This is a genomic window from Mesorhizobium sp. B3-2-1 (genome assembly GCF_006439515.1).
Lineage (GTDB): Bacteria > Pseudomonadota > Alphaproteobacteria > Rhizobiales > Rhizobiaceae > Mesorhizobium.
Window position 1 is genome coordinate 48,941 of the sequence record NZ_VFTI01000006.1, and the last position, 19,675, is coordinate 68,615.

The window sequence follows — 19,675 nt, forward strand, 5'->3', positions numbered from 1 at the left end:
CAAGCCGCCATGGCGCGCATCTCGCGAGCCGTCCCCACCTTGTTGGGCATGTCGGCGATTTTGACCGGGTGTTCGGGAGGGGTGTTGGACCCGCAGGGACCAATCGCGGCCGGCAACGCCAAGATCCTGCTCAACTCCCTGGCCATCATGCTGGTAATCGTGATCCCGACATTGGTTGCTTTGCTTTTTTTCGCCTGGAAATACCGAGCCTCGAACAGCCAAGCCCGCTACGATCCCGAGTTTGTCTACTCCGGTCGCATAGAGCTGATCGTCTGGGGTATTCCAACCTTGACGATCCTCTTCCTGGGGGGGCTTATCTACTACGGATCACAGCACCTCGATCCGCGCACGCCGATAGCCTCCGATAAGCCGCAGCTCAACGTCCAGGTCGTGGCGCTCGACTGGAAATGGCTCTTCATCTATCCCGACCAGCAAGTCGCCACCGTCAACAATCTGGTCATCCCGGCTGGTGTGCCCGTGCATTTCACATTGACTTCCGCCAGCGTCATGAACGCGTTCTTCATACCCCAGCTCGGCAGCATGATCTACGTCATGAATGGCATGCGGACGGAGCTGCACCTGCAGGCAGACCATGTGGGCACCTACTATGGGCAGTCGGCGCATTTCAGCGGCGACGGCTTCTCGGACATGCATTTCCTGGTGCATGCGGTTCCCGCGCGGGAATATGGCGCGTTCCTGTCCGGCCTGAAGGCTGATACCGGCGTCTTGAACGCGGACCTCTACCGCAAGCTGGCGCAACAAGGCTCCGAAGTGCCGGCGTCCGTGTTTGGTCATGCACAACAAGGCTTGTTTGATGCCATCGTGCGCCAGGCGCTGCCCCCGGGCCCCGGTCGGGCCAAGAACCAGTCCGGCGGCGAGCCGGCCATCAGGCCCAAGGCAGCGCCGTCGCCCACCGGTTCGGCAAGCCCAACACCGCAGGAACGAGAGGAGGCGAACGATGCTCGGTAAGCTCGACTGGTCGGCCATTCCGTTTGACCAGCCGATCCCACTTGGAGCGGCGTTGATCGTGTTTATTGCCGGCCTCGCCGTGCTGGGCTGGATCTCGCTTAAGGGATACTGGCCTTATTTGTGGCATGACTGGATAACGTCGGTCGATCACAAGCGCATCGGTGTCATGTACATCGTGCTTGCCATGCTGATGTTGCTGCGTGGCTTCGTTGACGCAATCATGATGCGTACTCAGCAGCTGTTTGCGATTCACGGACCCGGTTACCTGCCGCCCGAGCACTTCAATCAGATATTCTCGGCCCACGGGACCATCATGATCTTCTTCGCCTCGATGCCGTTCATGATCGGACTGATGAACTTCGTTGTGCCGCTGCAACTGGGAATACGTGATGTGGCCTTCCCCACCCTCAACTCGGTCAGTTTCTGGCTGACGGCGACGGGCGCCCTCCTGGTCAACATGTCCCTGGTCGTCGGCGAGTTCGCGCGTACCGGCTGGCTGCCCTATGCGCCACTTTCCGAGCTCGCATATTCGCCCGGGGTCGGTGTGGACTACTATCTGTGGGCGATCCAAATATCCGGCGTCGGGACCCTTTTGACCGGCGTGAACCTGGTTACCACCATCTTGAAAATGCGTGCCCCGGGCATGGGCTATCTGCGCATGCCAATGTTCTGCTGGACATCGCTGGCCGCCAATCTCCTGATCGTGGCTGCCTTCCCGATCCTTGCCGCAACGCTGGCGATGCTGACGCTCGACCGTTACCTCGGCTTTCATTTCTTCACCAACGAAGCCGGTGGGAACCAGATGATGTTCGTCAATCTCATCTGGGCCTGGGGCCACCCGGAAGTGTATATCCTGGTGCTTCCCGCCTTCGGTGTGTTCTCCGAAATCTTCTCCACGTTTTCGTCGAAGCCGCTGTTCGGCTACCGCTCGATGGTGACGGCGACGATGTTCATCTGTCTCGTGTCTTTCATGGTCTGGCTGCACCACTTCTTCACCATGGGCGCGGGCGCAAATGTAAATACGGCCTTCGGCATCGCCACCTCGGTGATCGCTGTCGGGACGGGGGTGAAGATCTACAACTGGCTCTTCACCATGTATGGCGGGAAGATCCGCTTCGACACCCCAATGCTTTGGGCGCTTGGCTTCGTCACCACATTCACCATCGGCGGAATGACCGGCGTTCTGCTTGCCGTCCCGCCAGCCGACTTTGTCCTTCACAACTCGCTCTTCCTGGTGGCGCATTTCCACAACGTGATTATCTCAGGCGTTCTCTTCGGCGCGTTCGCCGGCTTCACCTTCTGGTTTCCAAAGGCGTTCGGCTTTCGCCTTCACGAGGGCTGGGGCAAGGCGGCTTTCTGGTTCACGCTGCTCGGCTTCATCCTCGTCTTCGCACCGCTTTACGTGGTGGGTCTGCAGGGCATGACGCGCCGGTTGCAGCATATCGAGGTGGACGCCTGGGTACCGTGGATCGTCATCGCGGCGGCCGGTGTCGCGGTGATGCTTGTTGGAGCGGCGTGCCAGATCGCTCAGCTCTTACTGTCGATCAGGGACCGTGACCAGCTTCGCGACGACACGGGCGACCCTTGGGACGGGCGCTCGCTGGAGTGGTCCACACCGTCGCCTCCGCCTCCATTCAACTTTGCGCACCAGCCGCATGTTGAAAACCAGGAGCCCTATTGGAGCATGAAACAACACGCGATCGAAGGCCAAGATCCAAAGACGGACAGGCAGTACGAGCCGATCGACATGCCCAAGAACAGCCCGACGGGTTTCGTGTCAGCCTTCTTCGCGACGATCATTGGGTTCGCACTCATCTGGCACATATGGTGGCTGTCAATCCTCGGGTTCCTCGGCGCCTATGCCACATTTGTCGTGTTCGCCTGGCGCGACCAGGCCGAGATCGTGATCCCGGCCGAGGAGGTCGAACGGATCGACCGCGATCGCACGGCCGCGCAAATCGCCAGGCTGCGGCGCAGGGAACAACTGACATGAGTGACCACTTCGACACGATGCCCAGCGACATCGCCGCTGGAAGTGCCAGACGCGATCCCTACGTGCTGGGCCGTTCGAGCGGGCAGGGAGAAGGGCGCTCACGACACCAGGGTGCCACCGGACACGGCGAGGGCGGTCCCGCCTCGAAATTTGTAACCGTCACCTACGGATTTTGGATCTTTCTCCTGTCCGATATCATTATGTTCTCGGCGTTTTTCGCTTCGTACGCGGTGCTAGCGAATGCAACCGATAACGGGCCGACCGGCAAACAGCTGTTCGACTTCACACGCGTTGCCATTCAGACCGGACTTCTGTTGACCTCGACCTTCACCGCAGGCTTGGCCTCCCTGGCGGTCGAAAGACGTTCGATGATCCGCACACAGGCGTGGCTCCTGGTCACCGGCGTGCTTGGCGCGTTGTTCCTGCTCCTCGAGGGACAGGAATTCATCACCATGATCGGGGAGGGTGCCGGTCCCGCCCGAAGTGCGTTCCTGTCGGCCTTCTTCGCATTGGTCGGCTGCCATGGCGTCCATGTGGGGCTTGGGATCCTGTGGCTTGGAACCATGATGGCCCAGCTTTGGGTGAAGGGCTTTCGGGTCGAGATCTTACGCAGGCTCCACTGCTTCAGCCTTTTCTGGCATGCCCTCGACATTATCTGGGTCGCCATTTTCAGCCTGGTTTATCTGCTGGGAGCATCACAATGACAGACGAGACCGTCTCATCCGACGCCTCCAGGGACACCCGCGATACCGCCCCCGGTGAGGAGACGATCGCGCGCAACGAGCCCGCGGCTGGACTGCCGGGATATCTACTCGGCTATGGCCTCGCGGCCTTGTTGACTGTGGGGTCCTTCATCGCCGCCAGGACGGAGTTGATCTACCAGCCCGCGGTGATTTCCGCGCTGGTCGTGCTGGCCCTTGCACAGATTGGCGTGCATCTGGTTTTCTTCCTGCATCTGACGAGCGGACCAGACAACACAAACAACATTCTGGCCCTCGCCTTCGGAGTGTTGATCGTCGCGCTGATAGTACTCGGTTCCATCTGGATCATGGGACATCTCGACCAGAACATGGCGCCGATGAAGTCGCAACAGCTTGCCTTACTACCCCTTTGTTCTGCCGTACGCCTTCGGCTGACGTCGGCCATGGCCCGTCCGGCGGGCTGATAAGAGCAAGACACCGTCGCAGAGGCGAAACGATTGGATGGCAAGCGGCGAACCGGAGAACGACAGGACGCATCGACGTTCGACCCGAAGAACAGTGAAGGAGGAACTGATGATCCCCGAATGGCTGCATTGGGTGTCCCTGCTTTCGTTGCTGGCCGGCGTTCTATCTTCGATCTGGATAGCACTAGACGAGTTCCGAAATCCGCGAGAGATGTGGATCATGAACCTCGTTTGGCCGGTCTGTGCCCTCTTCGGTTCCGGCTTCGTTCTTTTCGTCTATCTGCATGCCGGCCGGTCAGGTTCGAAGGCCAGAGGGGAGCGGCCGGGCGGCGCAAGAAGGGCAGGCTCCGACAAGCCGGTTCTTTCGCCGATGGCGATCGCAAAGGCTGCTTTTCATTGCGGAGCCGGCTGCACCGTGGGCGATGTCATCGCCGAGACGCTGGCGCTTGCGTTCCCGACCGTCCTGTTGTGGCTGGGCTGGAAAAGCCTGTTTGCTGAAAGAACGATTTCGATCTGGATCCTGGACTACATCTTCGCCTTTGTCCTGGGCATAGCTTTCCAATATTTTACCATCAAGCCGATGCGACAGCTGTCTGTGACGCAGGGATTGCTACAAGCGCTCAAGGCCGACGCTCTGTCGCTGACGGCCTGGCAGGTTGGCATGTACGGGCTGATGGGCCTCGGGCAGCTTTTGATTTTTGAACCGGCCTTCGGAACACGGCTGGAAGCCAACACGCCTGAGTTCTGGTTTTTGATGCAACTGGCCATGCTGGGCGGCTTTGCAACCAGTTATCCCGTTAATTGGTGGCTCCTCAGAAAAGGCGTAAAGGAAGTAATGTAGGCGGGCGCAAGCCATGGTCCGCTGCCGCTGCAACCAGATGCTTGGTCCGATCCTCGCGACCGCGGATGTCGATGCAGAACACCTGATAGGAACTCGCGGCAGACTCGACCGACTTGCGCAGGTCTCGCACTTCGTCTGAGGTCACCGCGCCGCCTTGCTGCCCCGGGCAGCTGGCGACTGCCGCAATCCGACCGTCCGAAAGTTTGATCCAAATGACGTCATCGCCAGTGAGTTCGGGCTTTCAGGCGTGGACGCAGCGTGCCCGCCGTTGAGGATGATGCGCAAGAGAGAAAGCGGCCGTCGGACTGGACGATGCCGTCGCCTTTGAGCGATGGAAAAAGTCCTTTCACGCCGACGCCCCCGCTTGGTGCATGCCGAGCATTGGGCGGCATAGACTGCCTGTCCGGCACTAACGACGTCCTGGTCTGGAACCTCAGTGCTTTCCAGCGCGGTAGCCGGGAGTGACCTCAGATAGGTTGCGATCGCCTGCAAATCTTCGTCGGTCCTCTGTGTCCCACGATCCCAGATCCGCACGCCGGTCCCAGTCAGGCTATGAGCGGGATGAGATTAGTTTCGGTCATATCCGGAGTTTTCGAAATAGTGTGAGCATTCTGTCGGTGTGATGCGGTTGAGAATTTGGCCGATCGCGTCGCAAACGGTTTGGAAGGTGCGGCTTGCTGCCTTTCTCAGCCAGTGCTTGAGTTTTGAAAAGAGCTGTTCGATCCCCGGTTCCGAGCAAGAATGAGCCCAGGCGACGCATGGGCAGCGCTCTCTGGTCGGAGGTTTGCGGAGCGTCAGCGTCTCCTGGGCGGTCGGCGACGTTTCTGCGACCAGATTGGCTTGAGCGCATCGGAATTAGATCCTGCGTGCTGCCGGCACGTCTCCGATTCGAGTTGCTCGAACTTCTTCACGCCGGCGGTTCCAAAGGGGCTCATTTCCCTAGTTGTGGAGCCTCGCCAGGTTGACCAGATAGTATCTGAGGCTGCTATGAACGATCTTCCAATCCTCACCCTGGGAATGATCCTGCTTACCGCTTCTTTGGTGGCGATGATTTCCAGACGGCTGCGGCTTCCTTACAGCGTCGGGCTTGTCGCGGCAGGTATCGCCCTTGGCTTCACGCCCGGCGTTGTCGCACTCCCCCTCAGTCGGGATTTGATTTTCACAGTGTTTTTGCCACCGCTAATCTTCCAGGCGGCACTCGCGATCGAATGGCGTCGTTTTCGCCTGAACCTGCCGGTCACCATTCTGCTCGCGTTCCCCGGCGTCGCGATAGCCGCTGCGGTGGTTGCGAGCGGCATGCATCTACTGCTCGGATGGACCTGGATCGGTGCCGGGCTGTTCGGCGTGCTGATAGCCGCCACCGATCCGGTGTCGGTTATCGCGGCCTTCAAGGAGATGAAGGTTCAACCCCGCCTCGCTCTGCTTGTCGAATCTGAAAGTCTGCTCAACGACGGCGCAGCCGCTGTTGGCTTCGGCATCCTGGCGGCAATCCTGGCAGGCGCCGACGCAACGCCCCTGAGCATTGTCGGGTCGCTGTTCTGGACGGTCGCGGGTGGGATTGCCTCCGGCGCGACAGTGGCAGCCCTGCTCCTTCTGATCGCCGGCCGGACCGAAGACCATCTTGTTGAGATAACCCTCACGACCATCGTCGCTTACGGTTCGTTCCTGCTTGCGGAGGATCTTGGCATGTCCGGCGTGCTGGCCACTCTCACGGCGGGCCTGATTGTGGGCAATGTCGGTTGGAAAGGCGCTATTTCCGCCAACGCAAGAAGTCACGTTCTGGCATTCTGGGAGTACGCGGCCTTCCTGGCAAATTCGATCGTGTTCATCTTGATCGGCGGCCATGAAGCTCATCAGCCACTTGGAATATTCGCAGGCACCTCGGCAGTCGCGGTCGTGCTCGTGCTGTTTGGTCGGAGCTTGGCCATCTATCCCTTCGGTGCCCTGCTTGCCGCCACGCGCTTGAAGGTGGATACCCGTTACCAGCACGTTTTGGTCTGGGGTGGGCTGCGCGGCGCGCTCGCCCTGGCCCTGGCGCTCGCACTTCCTGAAAACGTTGCAGAGCGCGGTGAAATAATCGTTGCCGCATTTGCGGTCGTTGCCTTTTCCATTTTCGTCCAGGGCTTGACCATGCCCTGGCTTATCAGATGGATGGGGTTGACCGCCGAAAACGCGGGTTCCGCGACAAGCGATCGCAGCAGGCGATGAAGAGGCCCGACGGCGTTCTCGTATTTGTGACTAATGTGGCCATAGGATGTGACCGGGGCTGGAACGACGATGCCAGGACCGGGACAGCATTGGCCCGTTCACACATGTTGCATGTCACTCCACAAAACAGAACTGTGAGGCGGCGCCATCGTTGGCCGATTGACCCGGCTGTGGCATTGGCCCCGCGCGGGGATTGCGCTTCGATGCAAATGCGGGCGAATATGTGCCTGGCGAAACCGATCGGGACGGTGCTCGAGCAATCAACCGCCCTTGAACAGCCAGCCCCGCCGCTAACAGCGGCCGGGCAAGTCGAACATGCAGAACTGCAACAAACGAGCCAGTGCTTCGGAGCGCTGCCGAAGGCTGGACCTTCTTCGGTTGGCGACGATTTGGAAGCCCTTCCGAGCCGGCGATTGCAGCAGGCTCGGATGAGCCGACAGGCGATCAAGTAGGCGCCATCCGCCCTCCCGTGGCGGCCAGCAGTTGCATGGGCGGCTGCCGGACTGGCGTTTGCGCATCGGCTTCCTTCATGCAACAGTCTACAAGAAGCCACCATCTAGGCGTCCATCATCGACTTCGACGGCTCTCGGCCGATATGTTCTTCAATGCGTTCGTGCCGGCGTCTGTGGCAAAGCCTGGCGGAAGTTCTTGGCATAGTCGGGAGGCATCCTGGGCGGCATCAGCGGTTCATAGGCACCGACCAGCGCTAGGACCTTCGGCTGCGAAGGCCTCGTCGAGCACGGTCTCGATCTGATCGGCCCCGCTTGATGCGAAAACCGCTTCCCCCATCGTTTCCGCGGCTTGGGCAAAATCGATCGCCTGCAGTTCGCAACCGAATTGCGGGTTGCCCAGAAACTCATCTGCTCGCAGGCGATCTGATTGAAATCGTGACATCTTGGAAAGCGGCCGCCGGGCGCCTTGCCGGGGAACCCCGCTCATCCCGAACCGTAACCGCAAGGGTCATGGAGCGTCTGCACCAAGCGGGCTTCTGTAGTTGTGGGGGACATTTCGGGGGGCATGAAGTGTCTTCAGATGTGAGGAAACATCGGCGATCAGCCGTCGTTGACACGCTTGTGAGTGCGAGGACCCCCACTCAAAAGAGGCGCCTTCCGCGCGATGATATCCACTGATTGGAAGACAGCTATTTCGACCTGCGGAATTTCTGAAGAGTCGTCTCCAGCACGAGGAACGAACCAAAGTTCCATGCATTTAGCAGGCTGCGTTCATACACTATTTCTTCTGGGAGCTGGACCATTGTCATCCGGAGGCTACCTCTTGGGCGACCAGGAAACCAATGAAGTTTCCATCGTTGAGCTGATCCCCGCCCTGCGGGCTTTCGCCCGTACCTTCTGCCGTATCCCCGATGATGCCGACGATCTGGTGCAGGAGACACTGACCAAGGGCCTCGCCAATATCGACAAGTTCGAACCCGGGACACGCATGAAGTCATGGCTCTTCACCATCATGCGCAACACCTACTACACCCGGATAAAGATCGCTGCCCGGGAAGCGCCAGGCCTGCTCGACTGTGCATCTTCCAAACCGACTTCGGAAGCCACCCAGGAATGGAGCGTTCAGGGCAAGGAAGTTCACCGCGCGATTCAAAAGCTACCCGAACACCAACGCGAGGTTCTGATGCTGATCGGTGTTCTAGGGGTGAGCTATGAGGAAACGGCCGAGATATGTGGCTGCGCGGTGGGGACGGTCAAAAGTCGGCTAAACCGTGCCCGGGCCAACGTTCTCGAATTGCTTGGGGAGAGTTCGCTGCAGACATTGGTGGAAAGGCGAAACCATCTGTCGGACGGTCAGCTCGATATCGACGGTGACAGCCGCAGATAGTCAGTTCTTCACGTGACGTTTACGTCTCTCGACCAGCGCGTTTTGCAACTCCATCGCCAGTTTGGTCAGCCGGTCCGGTATCCTTTCCTGCTCAATCGCAGATAGGAGAGAAGTGATCTCCCGATCCATAGCCAGACCGAATTCTGGGTCCACCGTATCATCGCTCGAACGAGACATCATATTCTCTTGATAGACAGCAGTCCCTTGGTCGTAGTGTGGTGACGAATGCTCGACATTACAAGGTGAGGTTCGCCGCCGGCACGGTTGCTGGCTAGCCTTGCACAGATTTATTTCCTTAGCCCTATGTCGCCGCGGGCCAAGAATGGGGTGTGACGGCGTTCAATCCTTCGGCAACTGGTTCGCGGCATGGTCCTGATATTGATCGGACTTGATGCGATTGCCATCCAGTCCACGCTCCTCGCTGTGCTGCTTCTTGTCGCGATTGGACAAAACGGCGTTTTCTCCGACCTTGTCCTTGGGCAGGTCGGTCATCGCGCCGGCGCCGGTACCCTTGCCCTGTGTGCCGCGGCCGAAATGTTTTTTGTCGCCGGATGCCATGACTTTCTCCTTTGGATCGGTGACGTTCTTCAGCGCTTCTGGTTCGACGTCCGAACTGGCGGTGCGCGGTAATGTTCCGCCGCCGCGAGCAAGCAGGAAGGCATCGCCATCCCATAACCGAAACGGCTTCTCGCCATTGATGACGACCCGCAATTGGTGAGCTTCGGCCAGACGACTGATATCGGCGCGGTCCAAAAAAAGCGATCCGCGATAAGAATAGTTCAGCAGGGCCAGCCACCCCGGCTGTCTCAGAACGCGTGCAATCTCCTCGAAATGCCGCTCAGCCATGCCGGCCAGAACGAGATAAGGAAAGCAGTCGACCGCCAGCACGCAATCGAAACTGCTGTCGTCGAATTCGGTCAAGTCGAGACCGGAGGTTCGCCGCACCTCGACATTGCCCAGCGCGGCGCACCGCTCAGAGGCGATGGAGATCATCCGCGAGGATATGTCGATGCCGACCATCCGGTTGAAGGAGTTGGAAAGCGCACCTTCGAAACGGCCGATGCCGCAACCAATGTCCAGGACGTCCCGGCCGGTGCCGGTGAAATCCTGCTCTTTGAGCCATGCAGCGATTTCGTCGGTGGTGGCTGACAGCCTGTCCTCATCGCCGAGGGATGCGAGTTGGACGCTTGCTGTTCCCGAAATCGCTGCCGCCGCATCGAAGCTCGATGCCAATCGCGTGACGACAGCGGCATCTGTCTCGTCCTCGTCGCGTGCGTGCCGAACGGCCGCGCCCGTGGCCCGTAACAAGGCGAATGCGCTTGGTTTGCGGCGAAGCAGCCCGGCTACCTCTTGCAGTCTTTCCGCGTATTGAGGAACCGACGGGATGAGATCCAGCACGATCTCCGCCAATTCCGCCGCTCCGATCCTCGTCTGTAGGTAAAGCGCCAGCCTGGCGATGACGGCTTCGGCGCAAACGCCATCCTTCATGCAGTCTTCGACGGCCGATCTCATCGCTGTCCGGCTCTGGGCCGATTTTGGGCCGGTCGCGATCATGGTATCAATTCCGCGTCCAGACCCTGCGCATCGTCCACCTGTCGATGGCGCCCCAGCCATATTTGTAGGCTTCCTGACCGCGCAGGAAATCGAACTCATGCGCCCCCTCGCGGATCGACTCCTCGATCGCGTGGCCGATCAGGATCGCGCCTGGACTCTCTTCGGCATAAGCAGGGTCGAAGCCCCCGAGATAGGCATAGGCGCGACCGCGATGATGAAAGCCGTAATAGACGCCGACGGTTCTGCCGTCGATTGCGAGCAGCCAGCACCGGGCAAGGCCACGAGCGTCGAGCAAGGGAAGCGAGTGCCTGTGGAATTGCTTTACGGCGACGTCGGCCAACACACCACCTCCGCGTCCGGCCCAGCGCGCGTCGTGAAGGCGGATCAACTGATCGAGGAAGGTTTGGGGTTCGCCGCGTGCCGACGACAACGCGGTCCGGCCGCGCCTGGCTGCGGCCTGTCGCGCCCGTCGCAACTGGCGCCTTCGTCGGGAGGGCACACAGCCCGCAAGGGTTTCGTCGCCGGCGATAGCGAGCACGGGGCAAACGCCATGAAGGCCTGGCCGCCCGGCCTTCAGGTCGGGATGGATCATGGCAAGACCGGCAGCGTCTTGCGGCAAATCCGACAAGACCCATTGCGACCATTCAACCGAGAGGATCTTTTCAGCAATTGCGGCTGCGACCAGGGCTTCGGTGCCGGGAACACACAGGATGTCCAGATAGTCGCTGAGCGAAATCCCGACCGGAAGCAATTTCGAGCCCGCGACCCCGTGCTCGAGATAGAGCGGCGCCAGTCCCAACAGATCGCCTCCGTGCCAGACCGCGACCGTCGCCAGGTCGCCCGGCGCGAATGTACGCCACCATGGCACCAGCCAGGCGGGAGATTGAAACGGCGTCGCGGAAGAACTCTGCTCCCACAGTTTCCACCAGTGCGGCGCGAGGCTATCGAATTGCGCCGGATCATCGATGATCTCGCTACGCAGCACAGGCTCGCTCACGGTGTGGTGGCGAGGCGCGCGGCATCGGTGCCAAGTCGCGCCAGTGCTTGATAGGCATCCATGTAGGACGAGATCATTCGTTGCAGCGAAAACCGCCGCCGCGCCTCGGTCCGGCATGCCTCGGCGTCCAGGCTGGGTGCCGCAATGATGGCTTGGGCCATCTCGTCGATAGAGTTGACGAGAAAGCCGGTCCTGCCATGCTCGATCACATCGGGAAGCGCGCCATTTGGAAAAGCCACGACCGGCGTGCCGCAGGCCAGTGCCTCCATGGCGACAAGTGAACTGGTTTCGGCGGCAAGGCTCGGGATGACCAGACAGCGCGCTGCGTTGAGAAAGCGTCGCTTGGCGGTGAAACCGATCGGACCAAGGAAGCGGCGGCGGCCATCGAGTCGAGGTTGGACCTCGTCGCGAAAGTACCGCGTGTGCATTTCGTAGGGATAGACCTTGCCGCCGACAACCAGTGGCACACCCGCCCGTTTGGCTGCCTCCAGCGCCAGGTGAATGCCCTTTTCCGGGCAGACCCGGCTCAGAACCAGTGCAAAGTCGCGCTTAGCTAGCGGCAGACTGAGCGCCTCTATGTCGACGCCATTCGGAATTGGCGCCGCCAGCCTGGCGCCGGGAGGCGCGGTTTTCTGCTGGGCAGCCGAGACGGCGTGGAGCCACAGGTCGTCGCGCGTCGGGCGCAGTGCCTCGGCCGGATACCAGTCCAATGGCAAGTGAAGGGTCACCAACGTCGGGCCATCGGCTGGCAGGTAGGCGTCGAAGTCGATGCCATGCAGATGAACCACGTCGATCGGCCAAGTGGCGCGGGCCGTGGCGATCGCGGTCCGATGAGCCTGCTGCGCGCGGCCCTTTGCCGCTTCGTCGAGCACGCCGCGTTCCGCCGGTGTTTCCAGAAGGGTGCCGCTCGCGCTGGAACCCCGGCAGCCGACGACGACAGACCGGTGACCCGCGTGAACCAGTGCCCGATCGAGCATCGACAGGACCTGCTCGGCACCTCCGACCGCGTCCGGTCCCACAGGCGCGAGGGGATAGGCGACATTGAGGACGGTAAGCGTCATGGCCGGCCGAGCGATTGTGAGGGATGGGCGAGGGCGCTTGCGACCGGCCGCATGTCCTCGAAGCTCGAAGGCAGTGAATTGCGGCGAATTGCGTGGCAACCGCGGGCCACGATTTCCGTCAGCGCATCCGTTGATCGCGGACCGGATCGCATGAGAGCCTCACGCCGCCGAGGCCCGCTGCGTCGGAAGCGAGTCGGACGTCATGCTGGGCGCGTAGCGGCGGACCATCGATGCGCAGAATTCAGCGAATTCCTCGGGCACCAGTGGAGGGCTGGTGTGGTGAGGCATCATTCCACGATGTTCCGGCGTGAAGCAGAAGGTGACCGTGACATCGAAAGGGGCGAGGGCTTCCATCTGTCGGTCGAACCAGTCCAACGCATTCGGCCTGAAGCTGTCGGCCCAGGAAAGCCCCGTGCGCACGTTGGTGACGCCGAGCCGCTTCATCCATGCGACGGCGTCGTCCAGTCGGGGGTCCTCGAAATGAAACCACTGTACCAGCCCCATTGCAGGTGTGTGGCGCAGGAATTCTTCTATCGCCGGCTTCGGCGTACCGTCCTGGCGCAGCAGCCCCATGTGGAAATGACGATAATAGGAGGAGCCCTCCGCTTCGCGATGCCGCGTCGTTGCCCCCCATTCGCGCGGAAGGTCGTAGAGGCTATACCACTGAATTCGTGGTGCGTTGCCGAGCAGCAATTCGGCGGTGCGCTTGAGGCCCCAGACCTGTATTTCCTCGGCCCCGAAGGTCGATATGCCGACTTCGCTGACCCAGATGGGAAGATCGGTGACGGTTGCGATCTCGCCGATCCTCTGCGGCCATTCCTGAATTTGCCACAAGTTCCAGTCAAGAGGAAAGCCGTGTACCGCAACGGCGTCGACGTGGTCCAGTACGCCGAATCCCTTCATGTGCGCGATAAAGTCGGGGTCTATTGGCGAGATGCCGCCAAGCACCTTTGCCAGGGCCGGGTTCTCGGATGCGATCGCATCCGCCGACAGAATTGCCATCCTGGCAAAGCGGCTCCAATCGGGGTCGAGCTCGGGGTCCCAGTGCGATTTGTTGTTGGGCTCGTTCCAGATCATCGCGGCTTCAATCATGGAGCTTTCCTTTCGAAGGGTAAATTGCGCCGCCGCCGGCCGGATCGCCGGCCGCGCGACAGAAATAGACCTCCTGTTCGGGATGCAGAACGATCTCGAAACCCGCGCTGCGCAGCATCGCCTCGGTGCAGGCCCGGTTGGGTATCCACCAGTTGGTCGGATCATCCGCGTAGCGTTGCTCCACGAAATGCAGCTTGGGAAATTCTGGCCGGTCGAACAGATCATGCATCCAGAAGGGATAATTCTCTTCCAGCTCCAACAGATCCGCGCTGCCGCGTTGCATGGACTGAAAAATCATCATGTCGCCGGCGACGTGCTCGCGGATTAAGTCGAGCGCGAGCAAGGGGTGGCGCAGATGGTAAAGCACCCCCATGAACAGCACGACGTCGAATGTCTCGCGCAGGGCACCAACGTCGTAGACCGATAGCTTCTGGAATTCGATCTCGCAATCCGCGATCTCGGCCGCAAAGCGGGCCTGCGCCAGATAGCCCTCGTCGAAATCGATGCCGAGGACACGGGCGGCGCCTCGCCGTTTCATCTCGATTGAATAGAAGCCGGCATTGCAGCCGATGTCCAGCACGGTCTTGCCGGCCAGATCGGCAGGTATGGCGTCAGCGAATTTGCGCCATTTGATCAGGGGGTAATTGCCGAGAAAGTGGTCGGGTGCAGTTTCGACGCCGGCCAGTTCCATGTTGTGGAACCATGGGCCGAGCGCGTCGATGCGTCGTCGGATTTCGGCTTGGGAATGCAACATGGTCAGCCTCCTTCGCCCGGGACAACGGGAACATGCGAGTGCGTGCCGGGCATGATCGCGGCGGGCTGGTGAGGGGCGGATGGGACGCCGTCTTCAAGCAACCGTAGGGCTGTGCGATAGCCGTTGAAGGTACCGACATCGACATAAGCGGACCCAGCCTTGACACCGTGGGCCACACCGCCGGCCGCAAGGTAGGCGTTGATCAATGTGCCGATGTATTCGTCACGGCGGTCCCGCTCGCGCCACAGTACCGCAAGCCGATGCAGGATATGACCGGGCATCTTGAACGCGCCCCAAACCCAGTTCGTGGAGGCATCCTGTCGCTTGACCTGGATTTCGATCACGCGCTCGTCGTCCTCGGTGCAGACGGCGTCGAAGAATTCCGGGCGGTCAACGGGGAAGAGCAGAAATGAAAGCTGATCGTCGGGCAAATGACAGAAACCGTCCTCGGGAAACCAGATCGTATCTGGAAGACCGACCAGGACGACCTCGTCGGACGCCACGAGGGGCACTGCCCGGAAAATCGCATCGCAGAGGCCGACGGGGTTGGGCTGCACCACAAAGAGGGCCGTCGCGTCGCCGTAGCCGGCTGCGTAGTATTCCAGAATGTCGGATTTGCCCGATCCGATGATGAAGCAGATCTTGTCGACGCCGGCCTGCACCATGCGCCGCACCAGATACTCGCTTACTGCGCAGGGACGTTCGGTCTGGCCGTCGATCCGGCTGCCAACCGGCAGCAGCTCCTTCGAGAAACCGAGCGGTTGAATGCGGCTGCCACGTCCGGCAGCGGGCACAATGCCCAACATCAGACTGCTTCCTCCATCGGTTCGCCGACCGGATTTTGCGAGGCGTCGACCAGGATTTTATCCAGTTCCGCTGCACGCTTGGCGGAAGTGTGCTCGCTCAAGACCCGCTCGCGGGCACGCCTTCGGATGCCGTCGAGTTCAAGCTCCGGCAATTGCAGCGCGGCGACCACATCATCCGTGTCATGCGCCAGCAGGACTTCGCGGCCGGGTTCGAAGAAGTCCGCGAGGCCTGGCCATGCATCGGTAACGATGGCAGCCCCACACGCAGCCGCTTCGAAGAGCCGTCCCGACGGGCACCAGCCTTTTTGCGCCATCGCTTCCCGCGTGACGTTGAGCGTCAGCCGCGACGATGAGAAGAACGCCGGATGGTCGGCGGGCGGCAGATGCCTGACGAAGAAGATGTTGTCGCTCCACGGGAATTCCTGCGGATATTGCGCGCCGCCAATGATGAAGCGCTGATCAGGCAGGCGCATGGCCGGGCGGACCAGCAGCTTTTCGACGCCGGCCTGGCGATCTGCCGCGTAGGTCCCGAGATATGACAGATCGCCGGCGAATTCGGCCCGCTTCTCTGCCGGCCGGTGCCTGTCCGGATCGACATGCCCATAGAGCGGCATTACGTGACGCGCACCCAGAACCGTCTTCAGCGCCTCGATCGCCGAGCCGCCGGTGTAGCTCAGGACGAGATGGTAATCGGCAAGGCCCTCTGGTCCGAAATAGTGCGGACGCTCGCCGTGCTCGACGCGGGCAAGCGTGACTGGAGTGTCGAGATCGTAGAAGACGCGCAGCCCGCGACTTGCCTGCTGGGCAAGGCGGGAAGCTTCGACGGCGTCGGGGCAGTAGGAGGTGACGACAACGACATCCGCTTGCTTCATTGCCCGTTCCGCGACGCGGCGAATGTCCTCCCAGTCCGGATAGATGACGACGTTGCCGCCGTCGAGCTGATCCAGATCGCGGGTCCCGGCATAGTAGGGAGTGTCGCGTTCGAAAAAGGTGATGGACCAGCCCAGCCGGGCGAGGGCGCGGATCAGCCCGCGCCATAACGTGGCATGGCCGTTCCCCCATGAAGATGTAACGGTGAGACCGAAAATGACCATCCGCATGGGGAATTTCCTCGTCAGGCAACTTCATTCATTCGCAGGAGCTTTGAGCCCCAGTCGCCCGACACGATCGTCGTGATCGAGGCGGGATCTATGTCGAAGCGAAAGCAATCGCCGACTGACAAGCCGAGCACCTTGCAGACGGCGGCCTTGATAACGTCGGCATGGCTGATCAGGGCGATGCATTGGTTCTGACGCAGCTCGCGGACGTCGTTCATCAGCGAGACGATGCGCTGCTGGACGTCCAGCATGGTCTCGCCGCTCGGTGTCCTTGCCTCCTGCCGCTGGTCGTTCCACGCCCGCCAACCGGCGTCGTCATTCAATTCATCGAAGGTCTTTCCAGACCAGTCGCCGAAGTCGATTTCGTCGAGTTCGGCGCGGATCGCGATTTCACCGACACCGCAGGCGAGAGCAACCGGTAGCGCCGTCTCCTGCGTGCGCTCGCGTGGGCTGCACAAGACGGCGGCGATTGTCTCTCGGGCCATGCGCCCGCCAAGGTGCTCTGCTTGAGCTTTTCCGGTCTCGCCAAGGCAAACGCCGGCCATGCGCCCGGCAAGATAAGAGCCGACATTGTCGTGCGCAGCATGGCGGATCAAGAAGAACGTCGTCGTCATTCCGCGGCATCCAGCAAAGGCTCGTCCTTGCCGGCGATGAAGGCGAGCGTCCGCTGTCGGGCTTCGGCGTCGGTAAACTGTTCGGGAGGTGACTTCATGAAGTAGCTGCAAGGACCCGTGAGCGCTCCGGCGATGCCGCGGTCGAGCGCCAGCTTGGCGCAACGCACCGCGTCGATCACCACGCCGGCTGAATTGGGCGAATCCCACACTTCCAGCTTGAGCTCGGCATTAAGCGGCACGCCGCCGAAGGTCGTGCCTTCGACACGGATGTACGCCCATTTGCGGTCGGTGAGCCAAGGCACATGGTCGCTGGGTCCCACATGGATGTTGCCGGGCTCCAGGGGAACATCCAGCTGGCTGGTCACCGCTTGCGTCTTGGAGATCTTCTTCGATTCCAGCCGCTCACGTTCCAACATGTTAAGAAAGTCGGTGTTGCCGCCGAAATTCAGCTGATAAGTGCGATCGATGCGCACGCCGCGCTCGCGAAAGACATTGGCCAGCAGCCGGTGCACGATCGTCGCGCCGACCTGGCTCTTGATGTCGTCGCCTACCAGTGGCAGCCCGCGTTGCTCGAAGCGCCGCCGCCATTCCGGACGCGAGGCGATGAAAACCGGTATGCAGTTGACGAAGGCGCAGCCGGCCTCGAGCGCGCATTCAGCATAGAAGTGCGTCGCCTCCTCCGAACCCACCGGCAGGTATGAGACCAGCACATCGGCTCCGCTGTCGCGCAAGATCCCGCTGACGTTGGCAACCGGCTCTGGCGCCTCTTCGATCTCGTTGCGCAGATATTTGCCGATCCCGTCGAGCGTCGGCCCGCGCTCGACGCGAACACCGGTCGTCGGTGCGTCGGCAAAACGGAATGTGTTGTTCGGGGCGGCGTAGATCGCCTCCGCGACGTCGCGACCAACCTTGCTCTTGGCGACATCGAATGCACAGACAATTTCGATGTCGTCGACGTGATAGCCACCGAGATCGACATGCATCAGGCCCGGGACCGGTTCATTGCTTTTCGCATCACGATAATAGGAGAGACCCTGCACCAAGGACGACGCGCAATTGCCGACTCCAACGATGCCAACACGAATCTTTTTCGATCCCACGAAACTGCCGCCCTATGCTGTTCAAAGGTAAGTTCCTTGCGCCGAACCGCCACCCTGCCGGAATGTTCCCTTGCTCGACTGAAAAATTGTGACCACAAGCGGACCGAGAGTGCACGACAGCTTAAGGAGGGAGCGACCCGAGCGCTTGTCTCGCGGCACCACGCTGGATCATGCACGGCTGCCCGGACAGAGACTGCCGCGGAGTTCACGCGCTATCTGGCCCGGATCACGCCAGGGCGTGGCCCATCAATCCAGCCTTCGCAGCATGTCTGCTTCCTGCTCGAGAATAGCGGCCACTTCTTCCCGCTGCAGATGCGTCATCATCAGGCTGACGCAGCACTCCAGATAGGTGATCGAGGCTCGCCGCAAATAAGCAGCCATTTCCCGTTCCGCCATCTTGTCGATGTCCGTCGCGGATCGCTTGGGTTGCATGACGTCCTCCATATCTGGTCCTGTCGTCAAACCACAAGCTGGAGCGGATGTTCCCGCGGTTCGATGGGCAGATGCCGCGGTGCCGGCTATCAGGCAGGGAGGTTCTGCAGCCCGCCTGACATAGGCCTCGCCCTTGTGGCGCGACCGGGTATTTCATCGCCGATCTGGCCGCCTTCGAGCGAAGCGAAATAGTCGATCGTCCGCGCGAGCCCCTGGTTGAGAGGCACTCTCGGCGTCCAGCCGAGCAGTTCTTTCGCGCGCGATATGTCAGGCTGCCTACGTCGAGGATCGTCCTGCGGCAGCGGCAGAAACGTCATGTCCGACTTGGTGCCGGTCATCGCCTTCACCAATGCGGCCAGCTGCATAATGGTGAATTCTCCGGGATTGCCCAGATTGATCGGCTTTCCCGGATTCGGAGCGATATCCATCAGACGCATCAACCCATCGATCAGATCGGAGACGTAGCAGAAAGATCGCGTCTGCAAGCCGTCGCCGAAGATCGTCAGCGGGCGCTTCTCCAAGGCCTGCATGATGAGGTTCGAGACGATGCGGCCGTCCGCCGGGTCCATTCTCGGCCCGTAGGTATTGAAGATACGTGCGACACGAGCATCGGCGTTGGCGGCTCTCAGATAGTCGAAGCAAAGTGTTTCGGCAGTGCGCTTGCCCTCGTCGTAGCAGGCGCGTGGGCCGATGCAGTTCACGTGGCCGACATAATCCTCCCTCTGCGGATGTTGTTCCGGATCGCCATACACTTCACTCGTGGAGGCCTGCAGCAATCGGGCATCCTTGCGGGCGGCGAGTTCAAGCAGGTTCAACGTTCCGATGACGCAGGTTCGTGTGGTGTGGATCGGATCGGCCTGGTAACGCGGCGGCGACGCGGCGCATGCCAGGTTGAAGATGCGGTCCACCGGCTCACCAAGGTGCAACGGACGGCAGATATCCTGCTCGATCAACCGGAAACCCGGATGGTCCATGATCGCGTTGATGTTCTCCATGCGCCCGGTGAGAAAATTGTCGGCGCAGATCACGCGCCAGTCATCGCGTAACAATGCTTCGCAAAGATGCGATCCGAGGAAGCCCGCGCCACCGGCAACGAGCACCGTCTTTGCCCTTGGCGCTTTTTTTGTTTGTCGCATCGCGATTTTCTCCTGTC

At 60.9% G+C, this 19,675-nt stretch carries 19 protein-coding genes and 2 pseudogenes; 7 read left to right on the forward strand and 14 right to left on the reverse strand.

What is annotated here, in order from left to right; translation table 11 throughout:
• Positions 1-9 precede the first annotated feature (9 nt).
• The 6 genes from cyoA to FJW08_RS08240 all read left to right on the forward strand — a co-directional run bounded on the left by cyoA (position 10) and on the right by FJW08_RS08240 (position 7,176).
• Positions 10-969 (forward strand): ubiquinol oxidase subunit II, encoded by a 960-nt coding sequence (gene cyoA / locus FJW08_RS08215; RefSeq protein ID WP_224597697.1) that lies wholly within the window; start codon positions 10-12, stop codon positions 967-969.
• Positions 959-2,962 (forward strand): cytochrome o ubiquinol oxidase subunit I, encoded by a 2,004-nt coding sequence (cyoB, locus tag FJW08_RS08220; RefSeq protein WP_140764478.1) that lies wholly within the window; start codon positions 959-961, stop codon positions 2,960-2,962. The genes cyoA and cyoB overlap by 11 nt, the downstream gene beginning before the upstream one ends.
• On the forward strand, positions 2,959-3,666 hold the full coding sequence (locus FJW08_RS08225) for a cytochrome (ubi)quinol oxidase subunit III (protein ID WP_140810099.1): 708 nt from the start codon (positions 2,959-2,961) through the stop codon (positions 3,664-3,666). Before cyoB ends, FJW08_RS08225 begins: the two co-directional genes overlap by 4 nt.
• Positions 3,663-4,127 carry a cytochrome o ubiquinol oxidase subunit IV gene (gene cyoD, locus FJW08_RS08230; RefSeq protein WP_140810101.1) on the forward strand — a complete coding sequence of 155 codons (465 nt, stop codon included), beginning with the start codon at positions 3,663-3,665 and terminating at the stop codon, positions 4,125-4,127. Before FJW08_RS08225 ends, cyoD begins: the two co-directional genes overlap by 4 nt.
• 109 nt (positions 4,128-4,236) lie before the next feature.
• Positions 4,237-4,968, forward strand: coding sequence for a DUF4396 domain-containing protein (locus FJW08_RS08235; protein WP_140764469.1), 732 nt, complete (start codon positions 4,237-4,239; stop codon positions 4,966-4,968).
• Between the two features lie 987 nt (positions 4,969-5,955).
• Positions 5,956-7,176 (forward strand): cation:proton antiporter, encoded by a 1,221-nt coding sequence (locus FJW08_RS08240; RefSeq protein ID WP_140764464.1) that lies wholly within the window; start codon positions 5,956-5,958, stop codon positions 7,174-7,176.
• A 556-nt stretch (positions 7,177-7,732) separates the two neighbouring features.
• Here FJW08_RS08240 and FJW08_RS32885 read toward each other — a convergent pair.
• Positions 7,733-8,057, reverse strand: a pseudogene (locus FJW08_RS32885) (pyruvate oxidase); the annotation flags it as partial.
• A 394-nt stretch (positions 8,058-8,451) separates the two neighbouring features.
• On the opposite strand from FJW08_RS32885, the gene FJW08_RS08250 reads away from it, so the two are divergent.
• Entirely contained in the window at positions 8,452-9,015 is a 564-nt protein-coding gene (locus FJW08_RS08250; RefSeq protein ID WP_140764462.1) for a sigma-70 family RNA polymerase sigma factor, read from the forward strand.
• Here FJW08_RS08250 and FJW08_RS32350 read toward each other — a convergent pair whose 3' ends face one another.
• The 13 genes and pseudogenes from FJW08_RS32350 to FJW08_RS08305 all read right to left on the reverse strand — a co-directional run bounded on the left by FJW08_RS32350 (position 9,016) and on the right by FJW08_RS08305 (position 19,658).
• Positions 9,016-9,192 (reverse strand): hypothetical protein, encoded by a 177-nt coding sequence (locus tag FJW08_RS32350; protein ID WP_181182874.1) that lies wholly within the window; start codon positions 9,190-9,192, stop codon positions 9,016-9,018.
• 162 nt (positions 9,193-9,354) lie between these two features.
• The gene (locus tag FJW08_RS32355) at positions 9,355-9,573 is read right to left on the reverse strand and encodes a hypothetical protein (RefSeq protein ID WP_027144326.1); all 219 of its coding nucleotides are present in this window, start codon (positions 9,571-9,573) and stop codon (positions 9,355-9,357) included.
• A 222-nt stretch (positions 9,574-9,795) separates the two neighbouring features.
• Positions 9,796-10,668 (reverse strand): annotated as a pseudogene (locus FJW08_RS32890) (class I SAM-dependent methyltransferase); the annotation flags it as partial.
• Positions 10,574-11,566 (reverse strand): GNAT family N-acetyltransferase, encoded by a 993-nt coding sequence (locus FJW08_RS08260; RefSeq protein WP_140810103.1) that lies wholly within the window; start codon positions 11,564-11,566, stop codon positions 10,574-10,576. The gene FJW08_RS08260 and the pseudogene FJW08_RS32890, both read right to left, overlap by 95 nt.
• The gene (locus FJW08_RS08265) at positions 11,563-12,627 is read right to left on the reverse strand and encodes a glycosyltransferase family 4 protein (RefSeq protein WP_140764675.1); all 1,065 of its coding nucleotides are present in this window, start codon (positions 12,625-12,627) and stop codon (positions 11,563-11,565) included. Before FJW08_RS08265 ends, FJW08_RS08260 begins: the two co-directional genes overlap by 4 nt.
• Positions 12,628-12,786: 159 nt before the next feature.
• The gene (locus FJW08_RS08270) at positions 12,787-13,719 is read right to left on the reverse strand and encodes a beta-xylosidase (RefSeq protein ID WP_140764678.1); all 933 of its coding nucleotides are present in this window, start codon (positions 13,717-13,719) and stop codon (positions 12,787-12,789) included.
• Positions 13,712-14,473 carry a TIGR04290 family methyltransferase gene (locus FJW08_RS08275; protein WP_140810104.1) on the reverse strand — a complete coding sequence of 254 codons (762 nt, stop codon included), beginning with the start codon at positions 14,471-14,473 and terminating at the stop codon, positions 13,712-13,714. The genes FJW08_RS08270 and FJW08_RS08275 overlap by 8 nt, the downstream gene beginning before the upstream one ends.
• Positions 14,474-14,475: 2 nt before the next feature.
• Positions 14,476-15,279 carry a sugar phosphate nucleotidyltransferase gene (locus FJW08_RS08280; RefSeq protein ID WP_140810105.1) on the reverse strand — a complete coding sequence of 268 codons (804 nt, stop codon included), beginning with the start codon at positions 15,277-15,279 and terminating at the stop codon, positions 14,476-14,478.
• Positions 15,279-16,379 carry a glycosyltransferase gene (locus tag FJW08_RS08285; protein WP_140810106.1) on the reverse strand — a complete coding sequence of 367 codons (1,101 nt, stop codon included), beginning with the start codon at positions 16,377-16,379 and terminating at the stop codon, positions 15,279-15,281. Before FJW08_RS08285 ends, FJW08_RS08280 begins: the two co-directional genes overlap by 1 nt.
• A gap of 14 nt (positions 16,380-16,393) precedes the next feature.
• The gene (locus FJW08_RS08290) at positions 16,394-16,990 is read right to left on the reverse strand and encodes a histidine phosphatase family protein (RefSeq protein WP_140764690.1); all 597 of its coding nucleotides are present in this window, start codon (positions 16,988-16,990) and stop codon (positions 16,394-16,396) included.
• Positions 16,987-18,090 carry an inositol-3-phosphate synthase gene (locus FJW08_RS08295; protein WP_140764693.1) on the reverse strand — a complete coding sequence of 368 codons (1,104 nt, stop codon included), beginning with the start codon at positions 18,088-18,090 and terminating at the stop codon, positions 16,987-16,989. Before FJW08_RS08295 ends, FJW08_RS08290 begins: the two co-directional genes overlap by 4 nt.
• A 246-nt stretch (positions 18,091-18,336) precedes the next feature.
• A complete protein-coding gene (locus tag FJW08_RS08300; protein ID WP_224597712.1) occupies positions 18,337-18,534 on the reverse strand; it encodes a hypothetical protein in 198 nt (65 codons plus the stop codon).
• Positions 18,535-18,611: 77 nt separating this feature from the next.
• The gene (locus FJW08_RS08305) at positions 18,612-19,658 is read right to left on the reverse strand and encodes a UDP-glucuronic acid decarboxylase family protein (RefSeq protein WP_140810107.1); all 1,047 of its coding nucleotides are present in this window, start codon (positions 19,656-19,658) and stop codon (positions 18,612-18,614) included.
• Between the last annotated feature and the right edge of the window lie 17 nt (positions 19,659-19,675).